This is a genomic window from Streptomyces sp. CA-249302 (assembly GCF_050936785.1).
Classification (GTDB): domain Bacteria; phylum Actinomycetota; class Actinomycetes; order Streptomycetales; family Streptomycetaceae; genus Streptomyces.
This window is the reverse complement of sequence record NZ_JBNJMG010000001.1, coordinates 42,712-63,165: the sequence shown is the minus strand read 5'-3', so window position 1 is coordinate 63,165 and position 20,454 is coordinate 42,712. Positions and strand designations below refer to the sequence as shown.

Genomic DNA, 20,454 nt, shown 5'->3' with positions numbered 1-20,454 from the left:
GGCCTTCGGCTCCGGGCAGCGCTACTGGGAGACGGTCGGCCCCCCCAGCGCGGCACCCCGGAGATGGCACCCCTGCTCGACCACTGCCAGGACCGGATCCTCGACCGCCTCGGCACGACGGAGTACGACAGCATCCTCGAACGCGCCGCCACCAGCGCGCCACCAGCGCCCCCCGCGCGCTCCTGGCCTGGGCCCGCCACGGAGGCCCCCTCCCACAGGACTGACCGGCCCCGCCGTAAGCCGCTTCCCATCCGTCCGCAAGATCGCACCGTTCTCCGCCAATCCGCCGCCCGACCTGCTCCGGATTACACCGGGACCCAGATCACGGAGCGGGAGAAGAGGCGATGAGACCGATGTCGAGGCAACCCCGGCGCGGCGCGCAGGACACGGCACCGTACGGGCGCAGGGCGGCCGTGATCGGCTCCGGAGTGGCGGGGCTGACCGCCGCGTACCTGCTCGGCCGGACCTGTCACGTCACCCTCTACGAGACCGACGACCGGCTCGGCGGGCACGCGCACACCCACGAGTTGACGTCGCCGTACGACGGGCGGGTGCACCGCGTCGACTCCGGGTTCATCGTGCACAACCGCCGCACGTACCCCAACCTGCTGCGGCTGTTCGACGAACTCGGCGTTGCCACGCAGGAGTCGGAGATGAGCATGTCGGTACGGTGCGAGGGCTGCGGCCTGGAGTACGCGGGCGCCCGCGGCCCGGCCGGACTGCTCGCCCGGCCCCGCAACCTGCGGTACGGCCCCTACCTGCGGCTGCTGACCGAGGTCCCCGCCTTCCACCGCGCCGCCCTCCGCCACCTGGCGCGTGAGGACGAACAGGCGCTCACCCTCGGGGAGTTCCTGGACAGGGAGGGCTTCTCGCCCTATTTCCGCTCCCACTTCATGACCCCCGTGGTGTCGGCGGTGTGGTCCTGCGACGCCGTCACCGCCCAGCTCTACCCGGCCGCCTACTTGTTCCGCTTCCTCTCTCACCACGGGATGCTGTCCGTCGGCGGTTCCCCGGTGTGGCGGACGGTCACCGGAGGATCGCGAGAGTACGTCGACCGCATTGCCAAGCACATCGGCGAGGTCCGTACCGGCGCGCCCGTAAGGGCCGTGCGCCGGCATACCGACGGGGCCGACGTGACCGAAGGGGACGGCACCACCGAGTCGTACGACGCCGTGGTCGTCGCGACCCACCCCGACCAGGCGCTGCGCCTGCTGGCCGACCCGAGCGAGCTCGAACGGGAGGTGTTGGGTGCCTTCCGCTACTCCCGCAACACCACCCTCCTGCACACCGACACCCGCCTGCTGCCGCGATCCCGCGGCGCCCGCGCTTCCTGGAACTACCTGATGCCCTCGTGCACCGCCGACGCCGACCGGGTACGCCTCAGCTACGACATGAACCGGCTCCAACGCCTCGACGCCGCCGAGACGTTCGTCGTCACCCTGGGCGGCGAGGACCGCGTCGACCCCGGCCGGGTGCTGGCCCGCATGGTCTACGAACACCCCGTCTACACCCCCGAGTCCGTGGCCGCGCAGCGCCGGCTGCCCGAACTCGCCGGCCCCGTCTGCGCGTTCGCGGGCGCCTACCACGGCTGGGGGTTCCACGAGGACGGCTGCCGCTCCGGTGTCGAGGCCGCCGCCGCGCTGGGAGCGCCCTGGTGAGCGCCGTACCCGCCCTCTACTCCTGCGTGATCACCCACGTACGGACCGCACCACGCCGCCACACGCTGCGGCATCGCACCTACATGTGGCTCGTCGATCCCGATCGACCGCCCCGACTCCCCTTCGTCCTGCGGCCGTTGGCGAGGTTCGACCCGCGCGACCACTTCACCGGCAGCCTGTCCTCGATCCGTGCCGGACTGGACGCCTTCCTCGCCGGACACGGAGTCGGCCTCGACGGCGGGCGTGTCGTGATGCTCGCGCACGCGCGCGTGCTCGGCCACGTCTTCAACCCGCTCACCCTGTACTGGTGCCACGGCCCCGGCGGCGACCTGCGCTGCGTGGTCGCCGAGGTCCACAACACCTACGGCCAACGCCACTGCTACCTGCTGCGCCCCGACGCGACCGGCACCGCCCACGCCGACAAGGCCTTCTACGTCTCCCCGTTCTTCCCCGTCGACGGCGGCTACCGCATGCGCCTGCCGGTCCCCGCCGAGCGGCTCGACCTGACCGTGCACCTCGACCGCGCGGCCGGCCGGACCTTCACCGCGACCGTCCGCGGTACCCGCCACGAGCCGCGCCCGGCGACGCTGCTGCGGCTCGCGCTGCGCCACCCCTGGTCGACGCTCGCCGTGTCGGCCGCCATCCGCTTCCACGGCATACGCCTCTACCTGCGGGGACTGCCGCTCCAGCCCCGCCCCGACGACCACCGCACCCCGGAGAGAACTACATGAGGACAGCAGAACACCCCACCGGCTCCCCACGGCACGGCGCCGCCGTGGACCCCGTCCGGTGGCCCGACGTCGCCGCCGTACCCCGGGCGTCCGGACCCCGAACCGCGGTGGCGGCAGCCCTGGTCCGGCGGGCGCTGCGCGGGCTGCCCGTGCGGGCCCGGTTCGGGGACGGGGCGAGCGTCGGGCAGGGCGGGCCGCTCCTGGACGTACGCGATCCGGCCGCCTTCCACGCCCGCATCGGCACCGGCGGCCTGGTCGGGTTCGGCGAGTCCTACATGGCGGGGGAGTGGGACGCCCCCGACCTGGTCGCCGTCATGACCGTGCTCGCCGCCAACGCCGCCGAACTCGTCCCGGCCCCGCTGCAACGGCTGCGCGGACTGTGGGCACGACGCCACCCGCACGAGGAGCGCAACACCCCCGAAGGCTCCCGCGGCAACATCAGCCGCCACTACGACCTCTCCAACGACCTGTTCGCCCTCTTCCTCGACGACACCCTCACCTACTCCGCCGCCGTCTTCCGCGGCTTCCCGGCCACCTGGGACCTGCTCGCCGCCGCCCAGTGCCGCAAGATCGACCGCCTCCTCGACCTGGCCGACGTCGGCGAGGGCACCCGGCTGCTGGAGATCGGCACCGGCTGGGGCGAACTCGCCCTGCGCGCCGCCGCTCGCGGCGCCCACGTCACCTCGCTCACCCTCTCCCGGGAACAGCGCGAGCTGGCCATGGCCCGGGTCGCCGAGGCCGGACTCGCCGACCGCGTCTCGATCGAACTGTGCGACTACCGTGAGGCGCGCGGGCGGTACGACGCCGTCGTCAGCGTCGAGATGATCGAGGCGGTCGGCGCAGAGTTCTGGCCGGTGTACTTCCGCACCCTGGACGAACGGCTGGCCCCGGGCGGCCGGGTGGCGCTCCAGGCCATCACCATGCCGCACGACCGGATGCTCGCCTCCAGCTCCACCTTCACCTGGATCCACAAGTACGTCTTCCCCGGCGGCCTCATCCCTCCACCCCGGCGATCGAGGAAACCGTCCGCGACCACACCGGCCTCAGCCTGGCCCGCCGCGACGCCTTCGGCGCCCACTACGCCGAGACCCTGCGCCTGTGGCGCGAGCGCTTCACCGAGCGGGCCGACGAGGTCGAGGCCCTCGGGTTCGACGAGGTCTTCCGCCGCCTGTGGACCTTCTATCTCGCCTACTCCGAGGCCGGATTCCGGGCCGGCTACCTCGACGTACAGCAGTACCTCTTCACCAAGGAGACGTCCGCCCGATGAGCACCACCACGGCCCGCCCCGACGCCGCCCACCGGCTCGCCGACCTCGCCGCCGACCTCCTCGGCGGCCCCTCCCGGTGCGGCTGCGCGCCTGGGACGGCAGCGAGTCCGGCCCGGCCGACGCGCCCGTCGTCGTCCTGCGCTCCCGGCGCGCCCTGCGCCGACTGCTGTGGCAGTCCGGCGAACTCGGCCTCGCCCAGGCGTACGTCATCGGCGAACTCGACATCGAGGGCGACCTCACCGACGGACTGCGCACGGTGTGGACCGCCCAGCGGGAGCATGGCCTGCGCCCGCCCCGGCTCACCCCCGCCGACCGCGCCCGCGCCCTCGCGACCGCCGCACGGCTCGGCGCCGTCGGCGCCCGCCCACCCGCCCCGGCCACCCAGGCCCGCCTGCGCGGCGGCCTGCACAGCCGCGCCCGCGACCGGGCCGCCATCAGCCACCACTACGACCTGTCCAACGCCTTCTACGCGCTCCTGCTCGACGACACCATGGCCTACTCCTGCGGCTACTGGACGGGCGAGGGCGACGGCTTCGGCCCCGCCGACGCCCAACGGGCCAAGCTGGAGCTGATCTGCCGCAAACTCGACCTCCGGCCCCGGTCCCGGCTGCTGGACGTCGGCTGCGGCTGGGGCTCGCTCACCCTGTACGCGGCCGAACGGCACAGCGCCCAGGTCACCGCCGTCACCCTGGCCCGGGAGCAGGCGGCGTACGTCCGCGAGCGGGTGCGCGAACGCGGCCTGGGCGAGCTGGTGGACGTGGTGTGCCAGGATTACCGGGACATCGAGGGCGGCGCGTACGACGCCGTCGCCACCGTGGAGATGGGTGAGCACGTCGGCGACGCCGAGTACCCGGCGTTCGCGTCCGCCCTGCGCCGGCTCGTCCGGCCGTGCGGGCGGGTGCTGGTGCAGCAGATGTCCCGCGGACGCACGGCGCCGGGCGGCGGCCCCTTCATCGAGGCGTACATCGCCCCCGACATGCACATGCGGCCCCTCGGCGAGACGACGACCCTCCTGGAGACCGCCGGACTGGAGGTCCGGCACACCGAGTCGCTGCGCGAGCACTACGTCCGTACGGTCGCTGCCTGGCACCGCACGCTGGAGGAGCGCTGGGAGGCGTTCGTCGCGCTGGCCGGCGAGGAGACCGCCCGGGTGTGGCGGCTGTACCTGGCGGGCGGCGCGCTGGCCTTCGAGGAGGGCCGGATGGGCGTCGACCAGATCCTCGCCGTACGCCCGGGACCCGGCGGCGCCGCCAACATGCCGACGACCCCGAGCGGTTGGTACGAGAACCTGTGAACGGCTTCCCGTGGTCCGCGTTCGCCACGAACCTCGCCCTCGCCGCCGCCGCGGCCCTCGCCGTCATGCTCGTCACCTTCGCCGTCGCGGTGCGCGCGGGCGTCCACCGGATCGTGGACGTCGCCTGGGGGATCGGCTTCACGGCGGTGGCGGCCGCCACCTTCGCCGCCTCCGCCGTACAGGACCAGGGAGATCCCGCACGACGGCTGCTGGTGACCGCGCTGACGGCGCTGTGGGGCCTGCGGCTCGCCGTGCACATCGGCCGCCGGGGCCGCGGCCACGGCGAGGACCCGCGCTACGAGGCGCTGCTAGCGAAGGCGCCCGGCAACCGCAACGCGTACGCCCTGCGCATGGTCTACCTCCTCCAGGGCGCCCTGGTCTGGCTGGTGTCCCTGCCCGTCCAGGCCGCGCAGTACGTCCCCGGCCCGCCCTCCTTCCTGGCCTGGGCAGGGGTGGCGGTGTGGGCGCTCGGCCTCGGCTTCGAGGCGGTCGGGGACGCCCAACTCGCCCGCTTCAAGGCCGACCCCGCGCACCGCGGCCGGATCATGGACCGCGGTCTGTGGGCCTGGACCCGGCACCCCAACTACTTCGGCGACTTCTGTGTGTGGTGGGGTCTGTACCTGATCACCTGCGACTCCTGGGAGGCCGCCGCCGTGTCCGCCGTGTCGCCCGTCGTGATGAGCCTGCTCCTCACCCGGGGCAGCGGGAAGCGGCTGCTGGAACAGCACATGGCCGACCGCCCCGGCTACGCCGAGTACGCTTCCCGCACCAGCGGCTTCCTCCCGCTGCCACCGAAACGCAAGGGACGGGCCTGACGTGCCGGAACGACACGAAAACGGCCGACCGGCGCCCGCACTGCTGCCCGTGTTCCGCCCACCCCGCCCCCGCGCCGCCGTCCTCGTCCTGCACGGCGGGCAGGAGGCGAGCCTGCGCCCCGCCCGGCCCTGGCAGCTCGCCGCCCTGCGGACGATCCCCTTCGCCCGTGCGCTCACCGCCACGGCACCGCACCAGGACGTCCTTGTCGCGCGGGTCCGCTACCGGCTGCGCGGCTGGAACGACGAGCACGCCGACCCGGCCCACGACACCGAACGGGCCCTGCATGAACTGGCCGAAGCGGCCGGGCCCGTCCCCGTCGTACTCCTCGGCCACTCCATGGGCGGCAGGGCGGCCCTGCGCGCCGCCGGACACCCGCACGTGCGGGGCGTGATCGGCCTCGCCCCCTGGTGGCCCGCCGGAGAACCGGTGACCCACCTGGCGGGCCGCCACCTGATCGCCCTGCACGGCGACCACGACCGCGTCACCTCGCTCGCCGAGACCACCGACTGCGTACGCAGGGCCCACGGCACGGCGGTCCGGGCCGGGCTCGCGGTCGTCGGCGGCGGCGACCACGCGATGGTGCGCCGCCACGACTGGTGGCACCGCACGGCCGCGGCGGCCGTCGCCCACCTGCTCGACCCGGACGGCACGGCCGACCCCCTGCCCGAGGAGTCCTACGGCACGGACGGCTTCCCGGTGCTCTGAGCGTCCGACACCCCCCGTCCCGTCTTGTCCAGGGCGAGTTCGGCGGCGAACTGGGCGCCGGTGAGCAGTGCCAGGTTCGACAGCCACAGCCAGACGAGGAAGACGACCACACCGGCCAGAGACCCGTACAGCCTGCTGTAGGCACCGAGCGTCGACGCGTATGCCGAGAACCCCGCCGACGCCGTCAGCCACAGCACCGCGGCCAGCGGACCGCCGGGCAGGCTGTACGCGCGGCGGCGCGCGGACGCCGGGCCCGTGTGGAAGACCACCACGACCAGCAGCGCGACCAGGTACAGCAGCAGCGGCCAGCGCAGCACGCCCCACGCGCAGGCGGCCGTCGTGCCCATCCCGAACACCCGCCCCACGGCCTGCGCCAGCGGCCCGGTCAGCAGAAGCGCCAGCGATCCCACCAGGAGCAGCCCGAGCAGCGCGAGCGCCGTCAGCAGGATCCGGTGCACCCTGCGCCAGGGCGAACGCCGGTCGGCCACGCGGTGCATACCGTGCAGGGCGCGCCGGAAGACGGCCAGACAACTGGACGCCGACCACAGGGCGCTGACGGTACCGACCGCCATCAGGGACCAGGCCGCCCCGCCCGCGTCCAGGGCGTGGACCAAGACGCTGTGCAGCTCGGGCCCGGACTGGGCGGGCGCGTACACGGTGACCTGGGTGACGAACTCCTCCGCCGTGTCCGGACTGATCAGGCCGAACGCCAGCACGGTGGCGAGCAGGGCGGGCAGCACGGCCAGGATCGCGTAGTACGTCAGGGCCGCCGCGTAGTCCGAGATGTCGTCGTTCCACAGGGACACCGGCGTGCGCCGCAGCGCGGGCCACCACGCCGTGTGCGCCTGGGTCCGGCGGGCGCCCACGGCGCCGGCTTCAGCGGACATGGGGCGCGCGGTGCGGGAGGGCGCTCAGCGGGACCCGGGTGCGGCTCGTGCGTGGCGCCAGGGTCTGCTCGGCCTCCTCCGTCCTCCCCCGCAGGCGGGGGAGGACGGCGCCGGGCGGTGTGTCCGACTCCAGCCAGACCCGCAAGCCGATCTCCAGCCGGTCTCCGGAACGGGGCACCACACGGGCGCGGCAGCGGGCCACACCGGGCACGGACGCCACCCGGGTGGACAGCGCCTCGGCCAGCGCGTGCGAGCGCAGGGTGCCGCCGGGGGAGCCCACGGCCAGCCTGCGGCGCGGGCCCGAGCGCAGCTGCCGCAGGGCGGTCCAGGTGAGCAGCACTGCCAGCGCGGTCGCCACGGCGATGACGGTGGGTGCCCACCAGCCCTCCCCGTGCAACCGCGTCAGCTCGCCACGGTCCAGGAGCGCGGTGCCCACGGTCGGGGCGAGCCACCAGGACGGCATGGGCTGCGGAGTCGGAAGATCGATCGTCATGACCGTACGACAATCCGCAACCGCCCATGTGACGGGTTGCGGGTAACAACACCCGTATGCCGTACTGGCTCGGCCGTACCGACGCGGACGAGCGGACGCGGGGGCGCCGGTCAGTCAGGGAAGGCCAGCAGGGCCACCGGAGCGGACGTGGGCTGTTTCGAGCCGCCTGCGGGCTCGACGGTGATGCCCATGCCGGACGCCCCGTCGACGGCTCCTTTCATGAGCACGGACTGTGCACCGCGGTGCGAGTTCATCAGCCCAGCCGACCGCATGGTCCCGTCGTCGTCGAACCAGAGCTGGTACACCTTCCCGCTCGGCGGAGCGGTCATCCCGGAAACCGTGAACACGGCCTTGTCCTGGCTGTGCGAGACCGTGACGGTACCCGTGGCGCCGCCGGTCAGTTCCGCGGCCCGGGTACGGGCGTCCGGCGCGGCCAGCACGGCGGCGATCTCGCCGGTGGCCTGCTCGGTCCGGCGGGCCTGGGTGTCGGCGTCCCGGGCCTGGTCGTGCTGCCATACGGCCACCCCGCCCAGCGCCGCCGCGGCGGCGAGGCAGGCCGCCAGTGTCCACCGGGTCAGTGCCACCGACCGAAGCCCGGCCCGGACGGCCCGCATCCGCTCCGATCCGCCGGGTGGTTCCTGGCGGACGGTGCGGATCGTGCGCAGCACCTGCGTGCGCAGCTCCGGTGAGGGCCGTACGGCGGCCGCCAGCCCCATCCGGGCCGCGGTCTCACGCAGTTCGACCGTCTCCTGTGCGCACCCCTCGCAGCCGGCGAGGTGCCGCTCGAACGCGGCCCCTTCGTCGTCGGACAGGGCGTGGAGCGCGTAGGCGCCCGTCAGCCGGTGCAGGTCGACGGTCGTCATACCGTCACCCCCAGACAGTCACGCAGGCGGATGAGTCCGTCCCGCAGCCGGGTCTTGACGGTCCCCAGCGGAAGCGCCAGCACCTCCGCCACCTCGCGATACGTCAGCCCCCGGTAGTAGGCCAGCGTCACGGCCTGACGCTGGACCTCGCTGAGCGTCCGCAGACAGCGCCGCACCTGCTCCCGCTCCAGCCGCGCCTCGACATGCTCGACCACCTCGTCGTACTCCGGCACCCGGTCGAGGAGGGCCGCCTTGTGGTCCCGGGCCGCCGCGGCCTCCACCGAGCGCACCCGGTCCACCGCCCGGCGGTGCGCCAGCGTGAGGATCCAGTTGATGGCCGTGCCCCGCTCGGGCCGATAGCGCGGCGCGGTGCGCCACACCTCCACCAGCACCTCCTGCGCCACCTCCTCCGACTGCGCCAGGTCCCTGACGACGGCCCGCACGACCCCGAGCACCCCGCTCGCGACAGCGTCGTAGACACCGGCGAACGCCTCCTCGTCACCCAGGGCCACTCGGCCGACCAGCTCCTGCAGATCAGGCTCGGTCGATGGATTTCTACCGATGTGTACCGCTTCCCTCACTGAGAGCCTCCGTCGTCGCGCGTGTCCAGCCGTAATCCGTTCCTGTCGGGACGACGGATTGGATGCAGCGGCGACGAAGTGGCTGGTGGCGGGGCGCGTCGAGGTAGGTGACCGGGGTCGCCAGGTCGCGGGCGCGCGGTGGCCGGATTCGCGTGCCGTGGCGGAGTCACCGCCGTGTGTCAGCGACGGCCTGACCGAGCCGCCAACCACGCCGCATGCCGACGGATTCGGAGCAGATCGTCGGGAAAGCAGCTCTCCCAGCCGTCCTCCAGCCGTCCTCCAGCCGTCCCCCAGCCGTTTCCAGTGCGCGGGATGCCCGTCCTCCGGGACGAGAGAGGCCGAGGCGTCGACGACGGCGGCGTACGACAGGCCGAGAGTTGGAGGCCAGTCCGGGTGGTAGGAGCGGACGGCGACCGCCGCGGGCTCGGGCAGCAGCTCCACCCGAAGGCCCGTCTCCTCGACAAGCTCGCGGGCCGCGCCTTCGCGTGGTGTCTCCCCGATCTCCACTTTGCCACCCGGAGGAACCCAGCCGCGCCAACGGTGCTTCACCAGCACCACCCGGGCAAGATCCTCGTCGAACACCCATACCTCGGCCGCAAGAGGTTCCATCGCCCCGCGCCGGGCAGCGGCCAGCCACCCGCGAGGCCACCATACGGGTCCGCACCGACAACGCGAGCCGTGCAGGACCCGTCCCTCCTTGGGGTAAGGAGGTGGCTGGGGCAACTGGCTTGTCCCTAGGATGTGTTGTCTGACGTGTGCGGGACGTCGCGGCGCGACGTGGGGCAGGGGGAGACGATGGAGCCGGGGAAGCGGTTGTCCACCAAGATCGATGCCACGGTGCCGACTGCCGCGCGCATGTACGACCACTATCTCGGCGGCAAGGACAACTACGCCGTGGACCGGGCCGCCTGCGAGGAGCTGGACAAGGTGGTGCCCAGCACCCGGGTGCTGGCCCTGAACAACCGGCGCTTCCTGCAACGGGTGGTGGGCCGGCTCGCCGGGGAGTACGGCATGAGGCAGTTCCTCGACCACGGATCCGGTCTGCCGACCCAGAACAACGTGCACCAGGTGGCCCAGCGGGTCGACCCCGAGTCACGCGTGGTCTACGTCGACAACGACCCGATGGTCCTGGTGCACGGCAGGGCCCTGCTCGACCAGAACGATCGCACCGCCGTCATCCAGGCCGATCTCCGCGAGACCGAGGAGATCTTCTCCCACCCGGACACCAAGCGCCTGATCGACTTCTCGCAACCGGTCGCGGTGCTCTTCAACTCGGTGTTCCACTGCATTCCCGACAGCGAGAGCGACGGGCCCCTCGCCGTGGTGCGCAGGGTCACCGAACGCCTCGTCCCCGGAAGCTGCCTGGTGATGTGTCAGCTGGTCAGCGAGGACGCCGAGGTCCGCGACTTCGTGACCTCCTTCATGGACCAGGCGACGCAGGGCCACTGGGGCCGGGTGCGGCAGGAGAAGGACGTCGCGGAGTGGTTCGACGGGATGGAGATCCTCGAACCGGGCCTGGTCGAGGTGTCCACCTGGCGGCCCGACAATGAGGTGGTGCCCCGTCAGGCCACCCTGGAGTGGATCGAGTTCGGCGGCGTCGCCCGGATCCGCTGAACCGGGTGCGGGCGACGCCTTATACGTCGCCGTAGCGCTGCTTGGCCGTGGCGTGCAGGAGGGCCAGGGAATCGCGCGGATCCAGGGCGTCGTCGGCGAGTTGGTCCAGGGATACCCGGTACTGCTCGGTCTCGTCGCGGTCCTCCAGGAACGTGGCGCTCCTCATGTGCTCCAGGTACACGACGTCCGGCAGGTCGAAGCCGCCGAAGCGCAGATAGGTGACGGGGATGGCCGGCGCGGAGGCGTCGGTCACGTCCAGCGGCACGATCTGCACGGTCACATGCGGCAGTTGGGCCATCTCCACGAGGTGCCGGAGCTGCTCCCGCATGACTTCACGGCTGCCCAGGATGCGCAGCAGCACGGACTCGTCGACGATTGCCCAGAGCTGGGGTGCGTCCGCCCGCAGCAGCAACTCGGCTCGACGCGTGCGCAGTTCGACGCGGCGCTGCACCTCGCGGGCCGGGGCGGAGGGCAGACCCCGCTGCACCACCGCACGGGTGTACGCGGGAGTCTGCAACAGCCCGGGGACGTACTGGATCTCGAAGGTACGGATCGAGTCGGCCGCCTCCTGCAGCCCGACCAGCCGGTCGATCCACTCCGGCATCAGCCGCTTGTCGAAACGCTGCCACCAGCCGGGCTCCCCGGCACGGCGCAGCAGTTGCAGCAGCACGGACGCCTCGTGGTCGTCCGTCCGATAGAGGGAGAGCAGCGCCCGGATGTCGCCCTCGGTGGGCGGCTTGCGTCCCTTTCCGGCCTCGATGCGCGACAGCTTCGCCGGGCTGAACCCGACGGCCCGTGCGGCCTGTTCCTGGGCCAGGCCCGCGTCTTCGCGGATGCCCGCCAACTGCACGCCGACCAGCATCTTCAGCAAAGTCGGCGCGGGCTCCGTGCGGTTCAGATACGGTTCGAGGCGGGAGACGCGGGGTGACTCGGAGGGCATCCTGACTCCCGGTGGGCGGAGGACGACAGTTCGCATTATCGCATCAACATGCCCTCCGTCGCAGGCGTCGACCCATGCGGACGGTGCGGGTCCGGCCATGCCGTCACCGCGGGGTGGCGAACTCGCCCTCCCGGACGCCCGCCACGAACGCGGCCACTGCGGCGGACGTGCATATCAGCGCAGGCCCGTGCGGGTGACGGGAGTTGCGGATCGCGACACCTCCCTCCGCCAGTGCGGCCACCTCGACGCAGTTGCCCTCGGCGTTGCTGTGCCGGCTCTTGAACCAGCGGACGTCCAGTGAACTCGCTCGCACCCCGTTGGGAATCGTTGGCACCACTGCCTCCTCGCACGTGCTCGCACCACGCGCCGGGCCCCACCGGTTCCGGGGCGGCCCGTCCCGTGTTACGTCGACTGGCCAAAACCGCATGCAATTTCCCGTGAAATTGCACGAGTTGGCTCTCGGGGTGGATAATAACCGGGCAGCCCGACCTTCATGCCGACGCCCCACCCTGACGTCACCTCAGGAGAAGACGTGTCGTTCCCCGCGCACCCGACAATCTGCTCCGACCTCGCCGTTCTCCGGCAGGAACGGCCCGCAGTGCCCGGTGCCGCGGTACCTGTCCCGTCCCGGACGGCCCAACTGCCGCTGGAATCAGGCCGACACACAACGTCCCGCAGTGACGCCCTGCCCATACGGCTCTGTATGGGGCAGGTCTGACATGTCGTCAGTACCGGCGCCTCGCAGCGGTCCACCTGTAACCACGGACAGGGAGATCCCCAACGCGCTCCAGGACGTCGGCCTCATCTCCTGGCGGGACATGGAGGACGTCTCGGGATCCGCCGCGGCCATCCCCTTCCTCCTCGCCGCCGTCGCCTCGGGCGACCCGGCCGCCGCCCGCGACGCGCTGGAGCGTCTGCGGCAGCGCATCTGCCAGTACGGCTTCGTCGTCGGCCAGGCGACCGCCGTCACCGTTCCCATCCTGTGGGACCTCGCGCAGCGCCCGCAGATCACCTGCCGGGCACAGATCCTGCGGCTCCTGCGGGACATCGCCGGCGCCCGCCAGTGGGCGACCACCGCCGCAGCGCACCCGAAGATCCACCGTCACCACGGCGACCACGTTGAATGGGAACACGCGGCCCGCCGCGCCGTACGCGCCCAGCGCGGCGCGATCCCCCGTCTGCTCGCGGAGCCCGACGCGGAAGTCGTCCACGCGACGAAGGAACTCGCGGCGACGCTCGCCGAGTGAGATTTCGTATCCGGCACGGTTGTGCGGGACCGTCGGCCGCCCTCGGTCCGTCGGCCGGGATCGGCCACGCCGAGCCCGGAGCACGGGGCCTCCAGGCCGACTCGCGTGTGGAAGGCGCCCGGCGCATCCGGGAAGCGCCCCACAGCGGAAGTCATCGACGTGGGCGTGCACGCATCGCCCTCACGCCCGCCCGGAGCCCAACCGGCGCATGACCCGGGCGGCGCGTGACCGCAGCCCCGTCGACCGGACGTCCGAGAGCCGAGGAGCCCACCATGCCCATCCCCACCCGTACTCCCGACGTTCTCGTGGTCGGCGCGGGCGTCGCCGGACTCGCCTGCGCCCAGGACCTGCTCGCCGGCGGACTCGACGTCACCGTGGTCGAGGCCTCCGACGGGGTCGGCGGACGGATGCGTTCCGACCGTGTCGAGGGCTTCGTCGTCGACCGCGGCTTCCAGGTCTTCAACACCTCCTATCCGCAGGTGCGCCGACGCCTGACGCTGCGCGCTCTCGGGCTGCGGCCGTTCACCTCGGGCTTCCTCGTGCACACCGCGGAGGGCAGGTTGCGCTTCAGCGACCCGACGCGGGGCCCCCGGACCCTGACGGACCTCGTTCCTGGACGCCTCGCCGGCCCACGCGACCTGGCGGCGCTCGGCCTGCTCTCGGCGCGGGACATGCTCGCCCCCGTAGGCCTGGTGAAGCGCTCGCGCGACCGCACCACCCGCACGGCCCTGGCCGACGCGGGATTCTCCGAGGGATTCGTTGAACGCTTCTTCCGGCCGTTTCTGTCGGGGGTCTTCCTGGAGGACGAGCTGGAGACGTCCAGCCGGTTCTTCCACCTCGTCTGGCGCAGCATGCTGCGCGGCACCCTGTGCCTGCCCACGACAGGGATCGGGGCGGTACCGAACGCCCTGGCGGCCGCCCTGCCGTCCGGCACGGTCCGGCTGGAGACGGCCGTGACCGCCCTGACGGACGAGGGCGCCGTCACGGCTGACGGCGCGGAACTGCCCGCCCGTACGGTCGTGGTGGCCACCGGGCCCGGCCCGGCCGCCGACCTGCTGCCCGGCCTTGACCTCCCCGGCTACCGGTCAGTGGCGACGTATTACCACATGCCGCCGCGCTCACCGCTGCGCGAACCCACGCTCCTGGTCGACGAACGCCGCCGCTTCCTCAACACCTGCGTCCTCAGCGAGGTCGTCCCGGCCTGCCCGCCCGCCGGCTCCGCCCTCGTGGCCACCTCCGTCCTGGGAACGGACGCCGAGGAACGGGAGAGCGCCGTACGCGAGGCGCTCGCCGAGGTGTACGACACCGACACGGGACCGTGGGACCTGCTGACCAGCCGCACCATCCGGGAGGCGCTGCCCGCCATGCCGCCACCGCAGCCCCTCGGCCGCACAACCCGCGTCGGCCCGGGCCGCCACGTGTGCGGCGATCACCGCTCCACCGGCTCGGTCCAGGGCGCCCTCGCCTCCGGAGCGCGCGCCGCCCGCGAAGTACTGCGGGACCTGCACCGAGCCTGAGGCGCGCCGCCCTCGTCAGGGCGGGCTGTCGCGGCGGAGTTCCTCCTCGTGCAGGAGCTCGTCGAGGTCACGGAGCCGGTCCAGGCCGCGCACCGCCCGGGTCATGCGCCGGTTGGGCTCCAGGCGGGCACGATGGCGGTGCAGGAAGGCCCAGTACCCGGCCGTGAACGGGCAGGCCGCGCCGCCGGTGCGCTCGGTGGGCCGGTACGCGCACGGGCCGCACAGGTCGCTCATACGGTTCACGTACGCGCCGCCCGACGTGTACGGCTTGGTGGTCGTACGGCCGCCGTCGGCGTACTGGGACATGCCGACCACGTTCGGCAGCATCACCCAGTCGTAGCCGTCGACGAAGCAGCGGTGGAACCAGTCGGTCACCGCGGCCGGGTCCCAGCCCCGTTGCAGGGCGTGGCTGCCCAGCAGCATCAGGCGGGGGATGTGGTGCGTCCAGCCGGTGTCGCGCACCTGCGCGAGGACCGTGGCGAGGCAGCGCGCGGTGACCGCGTCCGCGTCCAGCTCCAGGAACCACTCCGGCAGCGGCGCGTGATGGCGCAGGTCGTTGCGGTGCCGGTAGTCCTCACCGAAGTACCAGTACAGCTGCCACACGTACTCCCGCCAGCCCGCGATCTGCCGTACGAACCCCTCGACGCTGTTGATGGGGGCGGTCCCCGCCCGCCAGGCCGCCTCGGCACGCTCGACGCACTCCAGCGGGTCGAGCAGTCCGAGGTTGAGCGAGGACGACAGCAGGCTGTGGCTCATCACCGGGTCACCGGCGAGCATCGCGTCCTCGTGCGGGCCGAAACCGGCCAGCCGGTGCTCGACGAACCGGTCGAGCGCGGCCCTCGCCTCACGGCGGGTCGCCGGGAAGCGGCGGGGGCCGTCGCGTCCCACGAACCGGATGCCGTCCTCACGCTCCCAGCGGTCGAGGTCGTGGCGGACCTCGGCGTCCAGGTCGTCCTCGCGGGGCCGGTACGGCGCCGGGGCCCCGAGCGTCTTCGCGCCTTTCGGCGGTGGCTCCCGGTTGTCGTGGTCGTGGTTCCAGCGCCCGCCCGCCGGGCCGTCACCGTCCAGGAGGAGGCCGTACCCGCGGCGCACCCAGCGGTAGAAGTCCTCCTGGAGCAGTCGTCGTCCGCCGTGGCCGTCCGCCCAGACGCGGAAATCCGCCTGCGGGACGAGGAAGCCGCGCGCGGGCAGCACGGTGACGTCGGGCAGCGCCGACACCAGCCCCAGGGCGGCACGGGAGGTTGGGTGATGAACCGTCAGGGGGCTCGAGGGGAACGCCTTCCGGAGTCCCTCGCGGTACGTCTCCGCCTTCACGTACGTCACCCGGTCCCCGAGCTCCGCGGCTCGGTGGCGCATGGCGGACAGGACGAGGTGCGCTTTGGCGCGGTGGAAGCGCCGGCGGCGGAAGACCGACCGGGCCTCGATCATGACGACCGGAGCGTCCCTGTCGGGTCCGCCGTCACCGGGGGTGAGGAAGTGCGGGCCGAGCTGGTCGCCGAACAACCAGTGGGTGATGGTCAATCGGGGGCTCCTCGGTTCTGAGCGCGCGGGTCTGTCCGAAGCGGTCGGCGGTCGTACCGGCGTACGCCGACGAAGAACAGGACGACCGGGGCGTTCATGGCGTGCGGGACGCGGTGAGCGCGATGTTGCGGGCCATGCCGCCGAAGACCACGCTGTGGAAGGGGGAGACACTCCACCAGTAGGCGTGACCGAGCAGCCCGTGGGGGTGGAACAGGGCCCGCTGACGGTAGCGGGTGCGGCCCTGGTCGTCGGTGTCGGCGGACATCTCCAGCCAGGCCAGGCCGGGCAGCCTCATCTCGGCCCGCAGCCGCAGCAGACGGCCCGGCTCGATCTCCTCCACGCGCCAGAAGTCCAGCGAGTCGCCAGTCCGCAGCCGTGCCGCGTCCCGGCGGCCCCGGCGCAGACCCACCCCGCCCACCAGCCGGTCGAGCCGGCCCCGGACCGCCCAGGCCAGCGGGAAGGAGTACCAGCCGTTGTCGCCGCCGATCCCTTCGATCACCCGCCACAGGGCCTCGCGCGAGGCGTCGACGACGAGTTCCCGCCGGTCGGTGTAGAGGCTGCCGCCCGCCCAGTCGGGGTCCGTGGGCAGCGGATCGCTGGGCGCCCCGGGCACCGACGCCGACGACCAGCGGGTGGTGACCTGGGCGTCGCGCACCCGCTGAAGGGCCAGCCGTACCGCTTCGTCGAAGCCGATCGGGTGGCCCGGGCCGTCGGGCACGTACCGGGCGATGTCGTGCTCGTGGCAGACGACCTCGTGCCGCAGTGACTCGGTCAGCGGCCGTGCGATCGACGCGGGCACCGGGGTCACCAGCCCGACCCAGTGGCTGGACAGGCCGGGAGTCAGCACGGGCACGGGGACGATGACCCGGCGGGGCAGGCCGGCGACGGCCGCGTAGCGCAGCATCATGTCCCGGTACGTCAGCACGTCCGGTCCGCCGATGTCGAAGGCGCGGTTGACGTCGGCCGGCATGTCGGCACTGCCGACCAGACAGCGCAGCACGTCCCGTACCGCGACCGGCTGGATCCGGGTGCGTACCCAGCTCGGCGTGATCATCACCGGGAGGCGCTCGGTGAGGTAGCGCAGCATCTCGAAGGAGACGGAACCCGAGCCGATGACCACCGCGGCGCGCAGCTCGATGGTGGGCACGCCGCAGCTCCGCAGGATCCGGCCCACCTCGGCCCGCGAGCGCAGATGCGGCGACAGCTCGCTCTCCGGCACACCCGAAGGCGTCAGACCGCCCAGGTAGACGATGCGCCGTACGCCCGCCTCCCGTGCCGCCTTTCCGAAGGCCCGTGCCGCCCGGCGGTCGGTCTCCTCGAAGTCGCGGCCCGTGCCCAGCGCGTGCACCAGGTAGTAGGCCACATCGACCCCGCGCATGGCCTCGGCGACAGAGACGCCGTCGGTCACGTCACCCCGCACCACTTCCGCCTGCCCGGCCCAGGGGTGGTCGCGGAGCTTGCCGGGGGAGCGGGCCAGACAGCGCACGCGGTGCCCCGAGACGAGCAGCTCCGGCACCAGCCTCCCGCCGATGTAACCCGTCGCCCCAGTCACCAGGCAGTGCAGCCCCGCTCCGTCGCCATCAGCGCTCATCAGCTCATCGCCCTCCGTTCGCCCTCCGTGTCGGTGTCCCTGTGATCACTTCCACCGGGGCGGCGGGGTCGGATGCGGACGGTTGCTTCTTTCGCCCGGACACGCGCCCTAGCATGTAATGCATGCAATCGGATAGTGACCATTACATCCTGCGTGTCGGCGTGCCTTCGGTCGACGTCTTCCACCGCCTGCGCACCGACGCGGGACTCTCCGACAAGGCCCCCGAGGCGGTCGCGCTCGCGCTGCCCAACACGTGATACGGCGTCGTCCTTTTCAGGTGGTCGACATCTGCGTGCACCCCGATCACCAGGGCCCGCACGCTTCCTGTACGAGAAGTTCGGCTTCGCCGACACCGCCGCGCACCACGCGATCGGCATGTACCGCTCGATGAACGGGAGTTGAGCGTCGCTGCCCGATGTCAGGCGCTGGGTGCAGCCGGTTCGCAGCCCGGTGACACCGAGGACTCCGTGACCCCGTTTGCTGTGCCGTACGGCTTGCCTAGCCCGAGTGGTTCGTCGAGAGCTTCGCCGACTACTGGCAGAGCATGGGCTCCTCGCGCATCGAGGGCCGTATCGCCGCGTACCTGATGGTCAGCGACGCCCCCGAGGGCGGCTCGTGGTCGAAGGGGCGCGCGGCTGCTGGTGGGGCGAGAAGCACCACTGCACGTTCTGCGGGCTCAACAGTTCGTTCATGGAATATCGCAGCAAGAGCCCGGACGCCTTCTACGACGAGGTGGTCCGCCAGGTCGAACGCCACCAGGTGCTCGACCTGTACGTGGTCGACAACATCCTCGACATGAAGTACCTGCCCACCGTGCTGCCCAGGATGCACGAGAGCGACCCTCTAGCGGGCCGGCCTGGTCAACGTCCAGCCGGGCATCGAGAGCCTGAGCAGCCGGGTGCTGAAGCTGATGGCCAAGGGCGTCACCGGCTGTCTGAACGTACGGATTGCTGCGGGACGCCGAGACCGTGAGGCTCTCGGTCTCCTGGAACTATCTCTACGGCTTCCCGGGCGAGCGCCCCGAGGACTGTCTGCCGCTCGTGGCGACCGGCCCGAGTTCGGCTTCCAGCCCCTTAAACCGGACGCCCAGTACCCGCGCAACTACAACCTGCCCGAGTCCGAACTCCTTGAGCTCGGTTACCTGTTCACCGGTCCGCACCGCGGCATCGACGACACGACCAGCGACGTACTCAAGGCCGCTGGCGCCCGCTGGATGGCGCAGCACGTCCAGTCCAGGCTCAGCTGCGTGGACCTCGGCAACCGGATCGTCCTGGTCAGCCGACGCAAGGACTTCGACTGGACCACGATGACCCTCCAGGACCCCTTCGAGGTGGCCGTGTTCCGCCTCCTCGACCAGCCGCACTCCGTGGCGGCGCTCCTCCACAAGCCGGCCGGCGAGGTCCCAATCGGCGACGGTCGAGGCGCTGCTCGCGGACTGGCTGCGGCTCGGCCTGGTCTTCACCGACGACGAACCGGAGCCCGAGTCCACGTCCGAGCCCGTGCCTTTGCCGAGTCTCGCGGGCTGACACAAGGAGTACGCGCGATGCCGACCACCCTCCCGCTCACCCTGACCACTTGGCGCGATCACGACGAGGAGGTGCTCCAACTCCCCGCGATGCAGCCGCTGGTGACGGTCGTGGCGGAGTCCGCCCCCCGCCGTGACCGCCGCGGAGCTGTACGGCAAGGGCGTACGGCTGGTCGCCCTGGAACGTCCCGCCGACCTGTCCGGGGCCACCGGAGCCCGTGCGATCGTCTCGACGACGCTGCTGGTGGGCGAACTCACCAGCTGGGGCATCGTCGTCGACTGGGACGTGGACCTCGGCATGGACCTGGAGATCTGGCAGTCGTTCAACCACCTGTATCCGCCGCGTCAGATCCTGCACGCGGAGAAGGCCGAGGAGATCCGGCAGGAGTGGCGTTCGACCTTCGACGTCAGCAAGTGCGTCTACCGCAAGGGCCCCGGCTTCGTGCAGATCCGCGACCGCCTCGCCGGAGGCTCGCCGGCCGAGCGGGCCGTCTTGCCTGGTGGCTCCCGTACCGGGTCCACCGCTGGCCGTGGCCGTCGTTCGCGGTGTAGCAGTGGCCCCGGAAAACCACGTGACCAGGTCGCTGCCCCTGCCTACTCTTCCCGCCATGGACAGCACCTGGGCCGAGGGCCTCGTCAACGTCGTGGACGTCGAGGCGACCTGCTGGACCGGCTCCCCACGGCCAGGCCAGGTCAGCGAGATCATCGAGATCGGGCTGACGGTCGTCGACCTGCACGCCGGCGAGCGCCGCGCCCGGCACCGGATCCTGGTGAGGCCGGTCCGGTCCACCGTCAGCGAATTCTGCACGGAGTTGACCGGCCTCACCCAGCACGAGGTCGATGAGGGAGTCAGATTCGCCGACGCGTGCCGGCTGCTGGCGGCCGAGCACCGCGCGGGCGCCCGGCCATGGATCAGCTGGGGCGACTACGACCGCCACCAGTTCACCCGGCAGTGCCGGGCCACCCGCACGCCCTACCCGTTCGGCCGCCACCACACCAACGCCAAGGCCGTCTTCACCGAGGCGTACGGTCTGCGCAAGCGCCCCGGCATGGCACAGGCCCTGGAGATCGCCGGGCTGCCGCTCGAAGGCCGGCACCACCGGGGCGAGGACGACGCCTGGAACATCGCCGCCCTCGTCCTCCACCTCTCGGCACAGGGCCGCTGGCCGACCGAGACGGAACACCCCGTCTGACGCGCCCCGCC

General features: G+C 72.3%; 18 protein-coding genes and 5 pseudogenes. 13 read left to right on the top strand and 10 right to left on the bottom strand.

The window, feature by feature from the left end; genetic code table 11:
* Positions 1 to 353 precede the first annotated feature (353 nt).
* The 6 genes and pseudogenes from ACQEWB_RS00310 (at position 354) to ACQEWB_RS00285 (ending at position 6,471) form a co-directional block, all read left to right on the top strand.
* Positions 354 to 1,658 (top strand): NAD(P)/FAD-dependent oxidoreductase, encoded by a 1,305-nt coding sequence (locus tag ACQEWB_RS00310; protein ID WP_432825727.1) that lies wholly within the window; start codon positions 354 to 356, stop codon positions 1,656 to 1,658.
* Entirely contained in the window at positions 1,655 to 2,389 is a 735-nt protein-coding gene (locus ACQEWB_RS00305) for a DUF1365 domain-containing protein (protein ID WP_432825725.1), read from the top strand. Before ACQEWB_RS00310 ends, ACQEWB_RS00305 begins: the two co-directional genes overlap by 4 nt.
* Positions 2,386 to 3,656 (top strand): annotated as a pseudogene (locus tag ACQEWB_RS00300) (class I SAM-dependent methyltransferase). The gene ACQEWB_RS00305 and the pseudogene ACQEWB_RS00300 overlap by 4 nt, the downstream one beginning before the upstream one ends.
* A pseudogene (locus ACQEWB_RS00295) lies at positions 3,653 to 4,950 on the top strand (class I SAM-dependent methyltransferase). The pseudogenes ACQEWB_RS00300 and ACQEWB_RS00295 overlap by 4 nt, the downstream one beginning before the upstream one ends.
* Positions 4,947 to 5,765 carry a DUF1295 domain-containing protein gene (locus tag ACQEWB_RS00290; RefSeq protein WP_432825723.1) on the top strand — a complete coding sequence of 273 codons (819 nt, stop codon included), beginning with the start codon at positions 4,947 to 4,949 and terminating at the stop codon, positions 5,763 to 5,765. The pseudogene ACQEWB_RS00295 and the gene ACQEWB_RS00290 overlap by 4 nt, the downstream one beginning before the upstream one ends.
* Position 5,766: 1 nt before the next feature.
* Positions 5,767 to 6,471 carry an alpha/beta hydrolase gene (locus ACQEWB_RS00285; RefSeq protein WP_432825721.1) on the top strand — a complete coding sequence of 235 codons (705 nt, stop codon included), beginning with the start codon at positions 5,767 to 5,769 and terminating at the stop codon, positions 6,469 to 6,471.
* Here ACQEWB_RS00285 and ACQEWB_RS00280 read toward each other — a convergent pair.
* The 5 genes and pseudogenes from ACQEWB_RS00280 to ACQEWB_RS00260 form a co-directional block, all read right to left on the bottom strand.
* Positions 6,441 to 7,358 (bottom strand): YihY/virulence factor BrkB family protein, encoded by a 918-nt coding sequence (locus tag ACQEWB_RS00280; RefSeq protein ID WP_432825719.1) that lies wholly within the window; start codon positions 7,356 to 7,358, stop codon positions 6,441 to 6,443. The two genes, ACQEWB_RS00285 and ACQEWB_RS00280, sit on opposite strands and share 31 nt — an antisense overlap.
* Complete coding sequence (locus tag ACQEWB_RS00275) at positions 7,348 to 7,851, bottom strand: hypothetical protein (RefSeq protein WP_432825717.1); 504 nt, start codon at positions 7,849 to 7,851, stop codon at positions 7,348 to 7,350. The genes ACQEWB_RS00280 and ACQEWB_RS00275 overlap by 11 nt, the downstream gene beginning before the upstream one ends.
* A gap of 110 nt (positions 7,852 to 7,961) precedes the next feature.
* Positions 7,962 to 8,714, bottom strand: a complete 753-nt coding sequence (locus tag ACQEWB_RS00270; RefSeq protein ID WP_432825715.1) for an anti-sigma factor — start codon at positions 8,712 to 8,714, stop codon at positions 7,962 to 7,964.
* Positions 8,711 to 9,295 carry an ECF RNA polymerase sigma factor SigK gene (sigK, locus tag ACQEWB_RS00265; protein WP_432843583.1) on the bottom strand — a complete coding sequence of 195 codons (585 nt, stop codon included), beginning with the start codon at positions 9,293 to 9,295 and terminating at the stop codon, positions 8,711 to 8,713. Before sigK ends, ACQEWB_RS00270 begins: the two co-directional genes overlap by 4 nt.
* A gap of 486 nt (positions 9,296 to 9,781) precedes the next feature.
* Positions 9,782 to 9,904, bottom strand: a pseudogene (locus tag ACQEWB_RS00260) (NUDIX domain-containing protein); the annotation flags it as partial.
* Between the two features lie 186 nt (positions 9,905 to 10,090).
* On the opposite strand from ACQEWB_RS00260, the gene ACQEWB_RS00255 reads away from it, so the two are divergent.
* Positions 10,091 to 10,909, top strand: coding sequence for an SAM-dependent methyltransferase (locus ACQEWB_RS00255; RefSeq protein ID WP_432825713.1), 819 nt, complete (start codon positions 10,091 to 10,093; stop codon positions 10,907 to 10,909).
* Between the two features lie 19 nt (positions 10,910 to 10,928).
* Here the strand turns inward: ACQEWB_RS00255 and ACQEWB_RS00250 are convergent, their stop codons facing one another.
* A complete protein-coding gene (locus tag ACQEWB_RS00250; RefSeq protein WP_432825711.1) occupies positions 10,929 to 11,849 on the bottom strand; it encodes a helix-turn-helix domain-containing protein in 921 nt (306 codons plus the stop codon).
* A 103-nt stretch (positions 11,850 to 11,952) separates the two neighbouring features.
* Positions 11,953 to 12,183 (bottom strand): DUF397 domain-containing protein, encoded by a 231-nt coding sequence (locus ACQEWB_RS00245; protein WP_432825709.1) that lies wholly within the window; start codon positions 12,181 to 12,183, stop codon positions 11,953 to 11,955.
* Between the two features lie 385 nt (positions 12,184 to 12,568).
* Here ACQEWB_RS00245 and ACQEWB_RS00240 point away from each other — a divergent pair, with 385 nt between their 5' ends.
* Both ACQEWB_RS00240 and ACQEWB_RS00235 read left to right on the top strand, forming a co-directional pair.
* Positions 12,569 to 13,096: a hypothetical protein gene (locus ACQEWB_RS00240; RefSeq protein WP_432825707.1), complete on the top strand. Its 528-nt coding sequence runs from the start codon at positions 12,569 to 12,571 to the stop codon at positions 13,094 to 13,096.
* 272 nt (positions 13,097 to 13,368) lie between these two features.
* Complete coding sequence (locus ACQEWB_RS00235; RefSeq protein ID WP_432825705.1) at positions 13,369 to 14,613, top strand: NAD(P)/FAD-dependent oxidoreductase; 1,245 nt, start codon at positions 13,369 to 13,371, stop codon at positions 14,611 to 14,613.
* Positions 14,614 to 14,628: 15 nt separating this feature from the next.
* Here the strand turns inward: ACQEWB_RS00235 and ACQEWB_RS00230 are convergent, their stop codons facing one another.
* Together ACQEWB_RS00230 and ACQEWB_RS00225 are read right to left on the bottom strand one after the other, a co-directional pair.
* Positions 14,629 to 16,134, bottom strand: a complete 1,506-nt coding sequence (locus ACQEWB_RS00230; protein ID WP_432825703.1) for a cryptochrome/photolyase family protein — start codon at positions 16,132 to 16,134, stop codon at positions 14,629 to 14,631.
* Between the two features lie 94 nt (positions 16,135 to 16,228).
* Positions 16,229 to 17,725, bottom strand: a complete 1,497-nt coding sequence (locus ACQEWB_RS00225) for an SDR family oxidoreductase (RefSeq protein ID WP_432825701.1) — start codon at positions 17,723 to 17,725, stop codon at positions 16,229 to 16,231.
* A gap of 122 nt (positions 17,726 to 17,847) precedes the next feature.
* On the opposite strand from ACQEWB_RS00225, the pseudogene ACQEWB_RS00220 reads away from it, so the two are divergent.
* Both ACQEWB_RS00220 and ACQEWB_RS00215 read left to right on the top strand, forming a co-directional pair.
* A pseudogene (locus ACQEWB_RS00220) lies at positions 17,848 to 18,127 on the top strand (hypothetical protein).
* 213 nt (positions 18,128 to 18,340) lie between these two features.
* Positions 18,341 to 18,697 (top strand): hypothetical protein, encoded by a 357-nt coding sequence (locus tag ACQEWB_RS00215; RefSeq protein WP_432825699.1) that lies wholly within the window; start codon positions 18,341 to 18,343, stop codon positions 18,695 to 18,697.
* Positions 18,698 to 18,722: 25 nt separating this feature from the next.
* Here ACQEWB_RS00215 and ACQEWB_RS00210 read toward each other — a convergent pair whose 3' ends face one another.
* Positions 18,723 to 19,550 carry a hypothetical protein gene (locus tag ACQEWB_RS00210; protein ID WP_432844406.1) on the bottom strand — a complete coding sequence of 276 codons (828 nt, stop codon included), beginning with the start codon at positions 19,548 to 19,550 and terminating at the stop codon, positions 18,723 to 18,725.
* Between ACQEWB_RS00210 and ACQEWB_RS00205 the strand changes: the two are divergent.
* Positions 19,447 to 19,656 (top strand): annotated as a pseudogene (locus ACQEWB_RS00205) (DUF5825 family protein); the annotation flags it as partial. The gene ACQEWB_RS00210 and the pseudogene ACQEWB_RS00205 sit on opposite strands and share 104 nt — an antisense overlap.
* A gap of 202 nt (positions 19,657 to 19,858) precedes the next feature.
* On the top strand, positions 19,859 to 20,443 hold the full coding sequence (locus tag ACQEWB_RS00200; protein ID WP_432825697.1) for an exonuclease domain-containing protein: 585 nt from the start codon (positions 19,859 to 19,861) through the stop codon (positions 20,441 to 20,443).
* Positions 20,444 to 20,454 lie beyond the last annotated feature (11 nt).

Coding starts and splice junctions, on each gene's coding strand:
- ACQEWB_RS00310 (WP_432825727.1), top strand. CDS start 354: ATGTCGAGGCAACCCCGGCGCGGCGCGCAGGACACGGCACCGTACGGG.
- ACQEWB_RS00280 (WP_432825719.1), bottom strand. CDS start 7,358: ATGTCCGCTGAAGCCGGCGCCGTGGGCGCCCGCCGGACCCAGGCGCAC.
- ACQEWB_RS00275 (WP_432825717.1), bottom strand. CDS start 7,851: ATGACGATCGATCTTCCGACTCCGCAGCCCATGCCGTCCTGGTGGCTC.
- ACQEWB_RS00270 (WP_432825715.1), bottom strand. CDS start 8,714: ATGACGACCGTCGACCTGCACCGGCTGACGGGCGCCTACGCGCTCCAC.
- ACQEWB_RS00255 (WP_432825713.1), top strand. CDS start 10,091: ATGGAGCCGGGGAAGCGGTTGTCCACCAAGATCGATGCCACGGTGCCG.
- ACQEWB_RS00250 (WP_432825711.1), bottom strand. CDS start 11,849: ATGCCCTCCGAGTCACCCCGCGTCTCCCGCCTCGAACCGTATCTGAAC.
- ACQEWB_RS00240 (WP_432825707.1), top strand. CDS start 12,569: ATGTCGTCAGTACCGGCGCCTCGCAGCGGTCCACCTGTAACCACGGAC.
- ACQEWB_RS00235 (WP_432825705.1), top strand. CDS start 13,369: ATGCCCATCCCCACCCGTACTCCCGACGTTCTCGTGGTCGGCGCGGGC.
- ACQEWB_RS00225 (WP_432825701.1), bottom strand. CDS start 17,725: ATGAGCGCTGATGGCGACGGAGCGGGGCTGCACTGCCTGGTGACTGGG.
- ACQEWB_RS00210 (WP_432844406.1), bottom strand. CDS start 19,550: ATGCCGAGGTCCACGTCCCAGTCGACGACGATGCCCCAGCTGGTGAGT.
- ACQEWB_RS00200 (WP_432825697.1), top strand. CDS start 19,859: ATGGACAGCACCTGGGCCGAGGGCCTCGTCAACGTCGTGGACGTCGAG.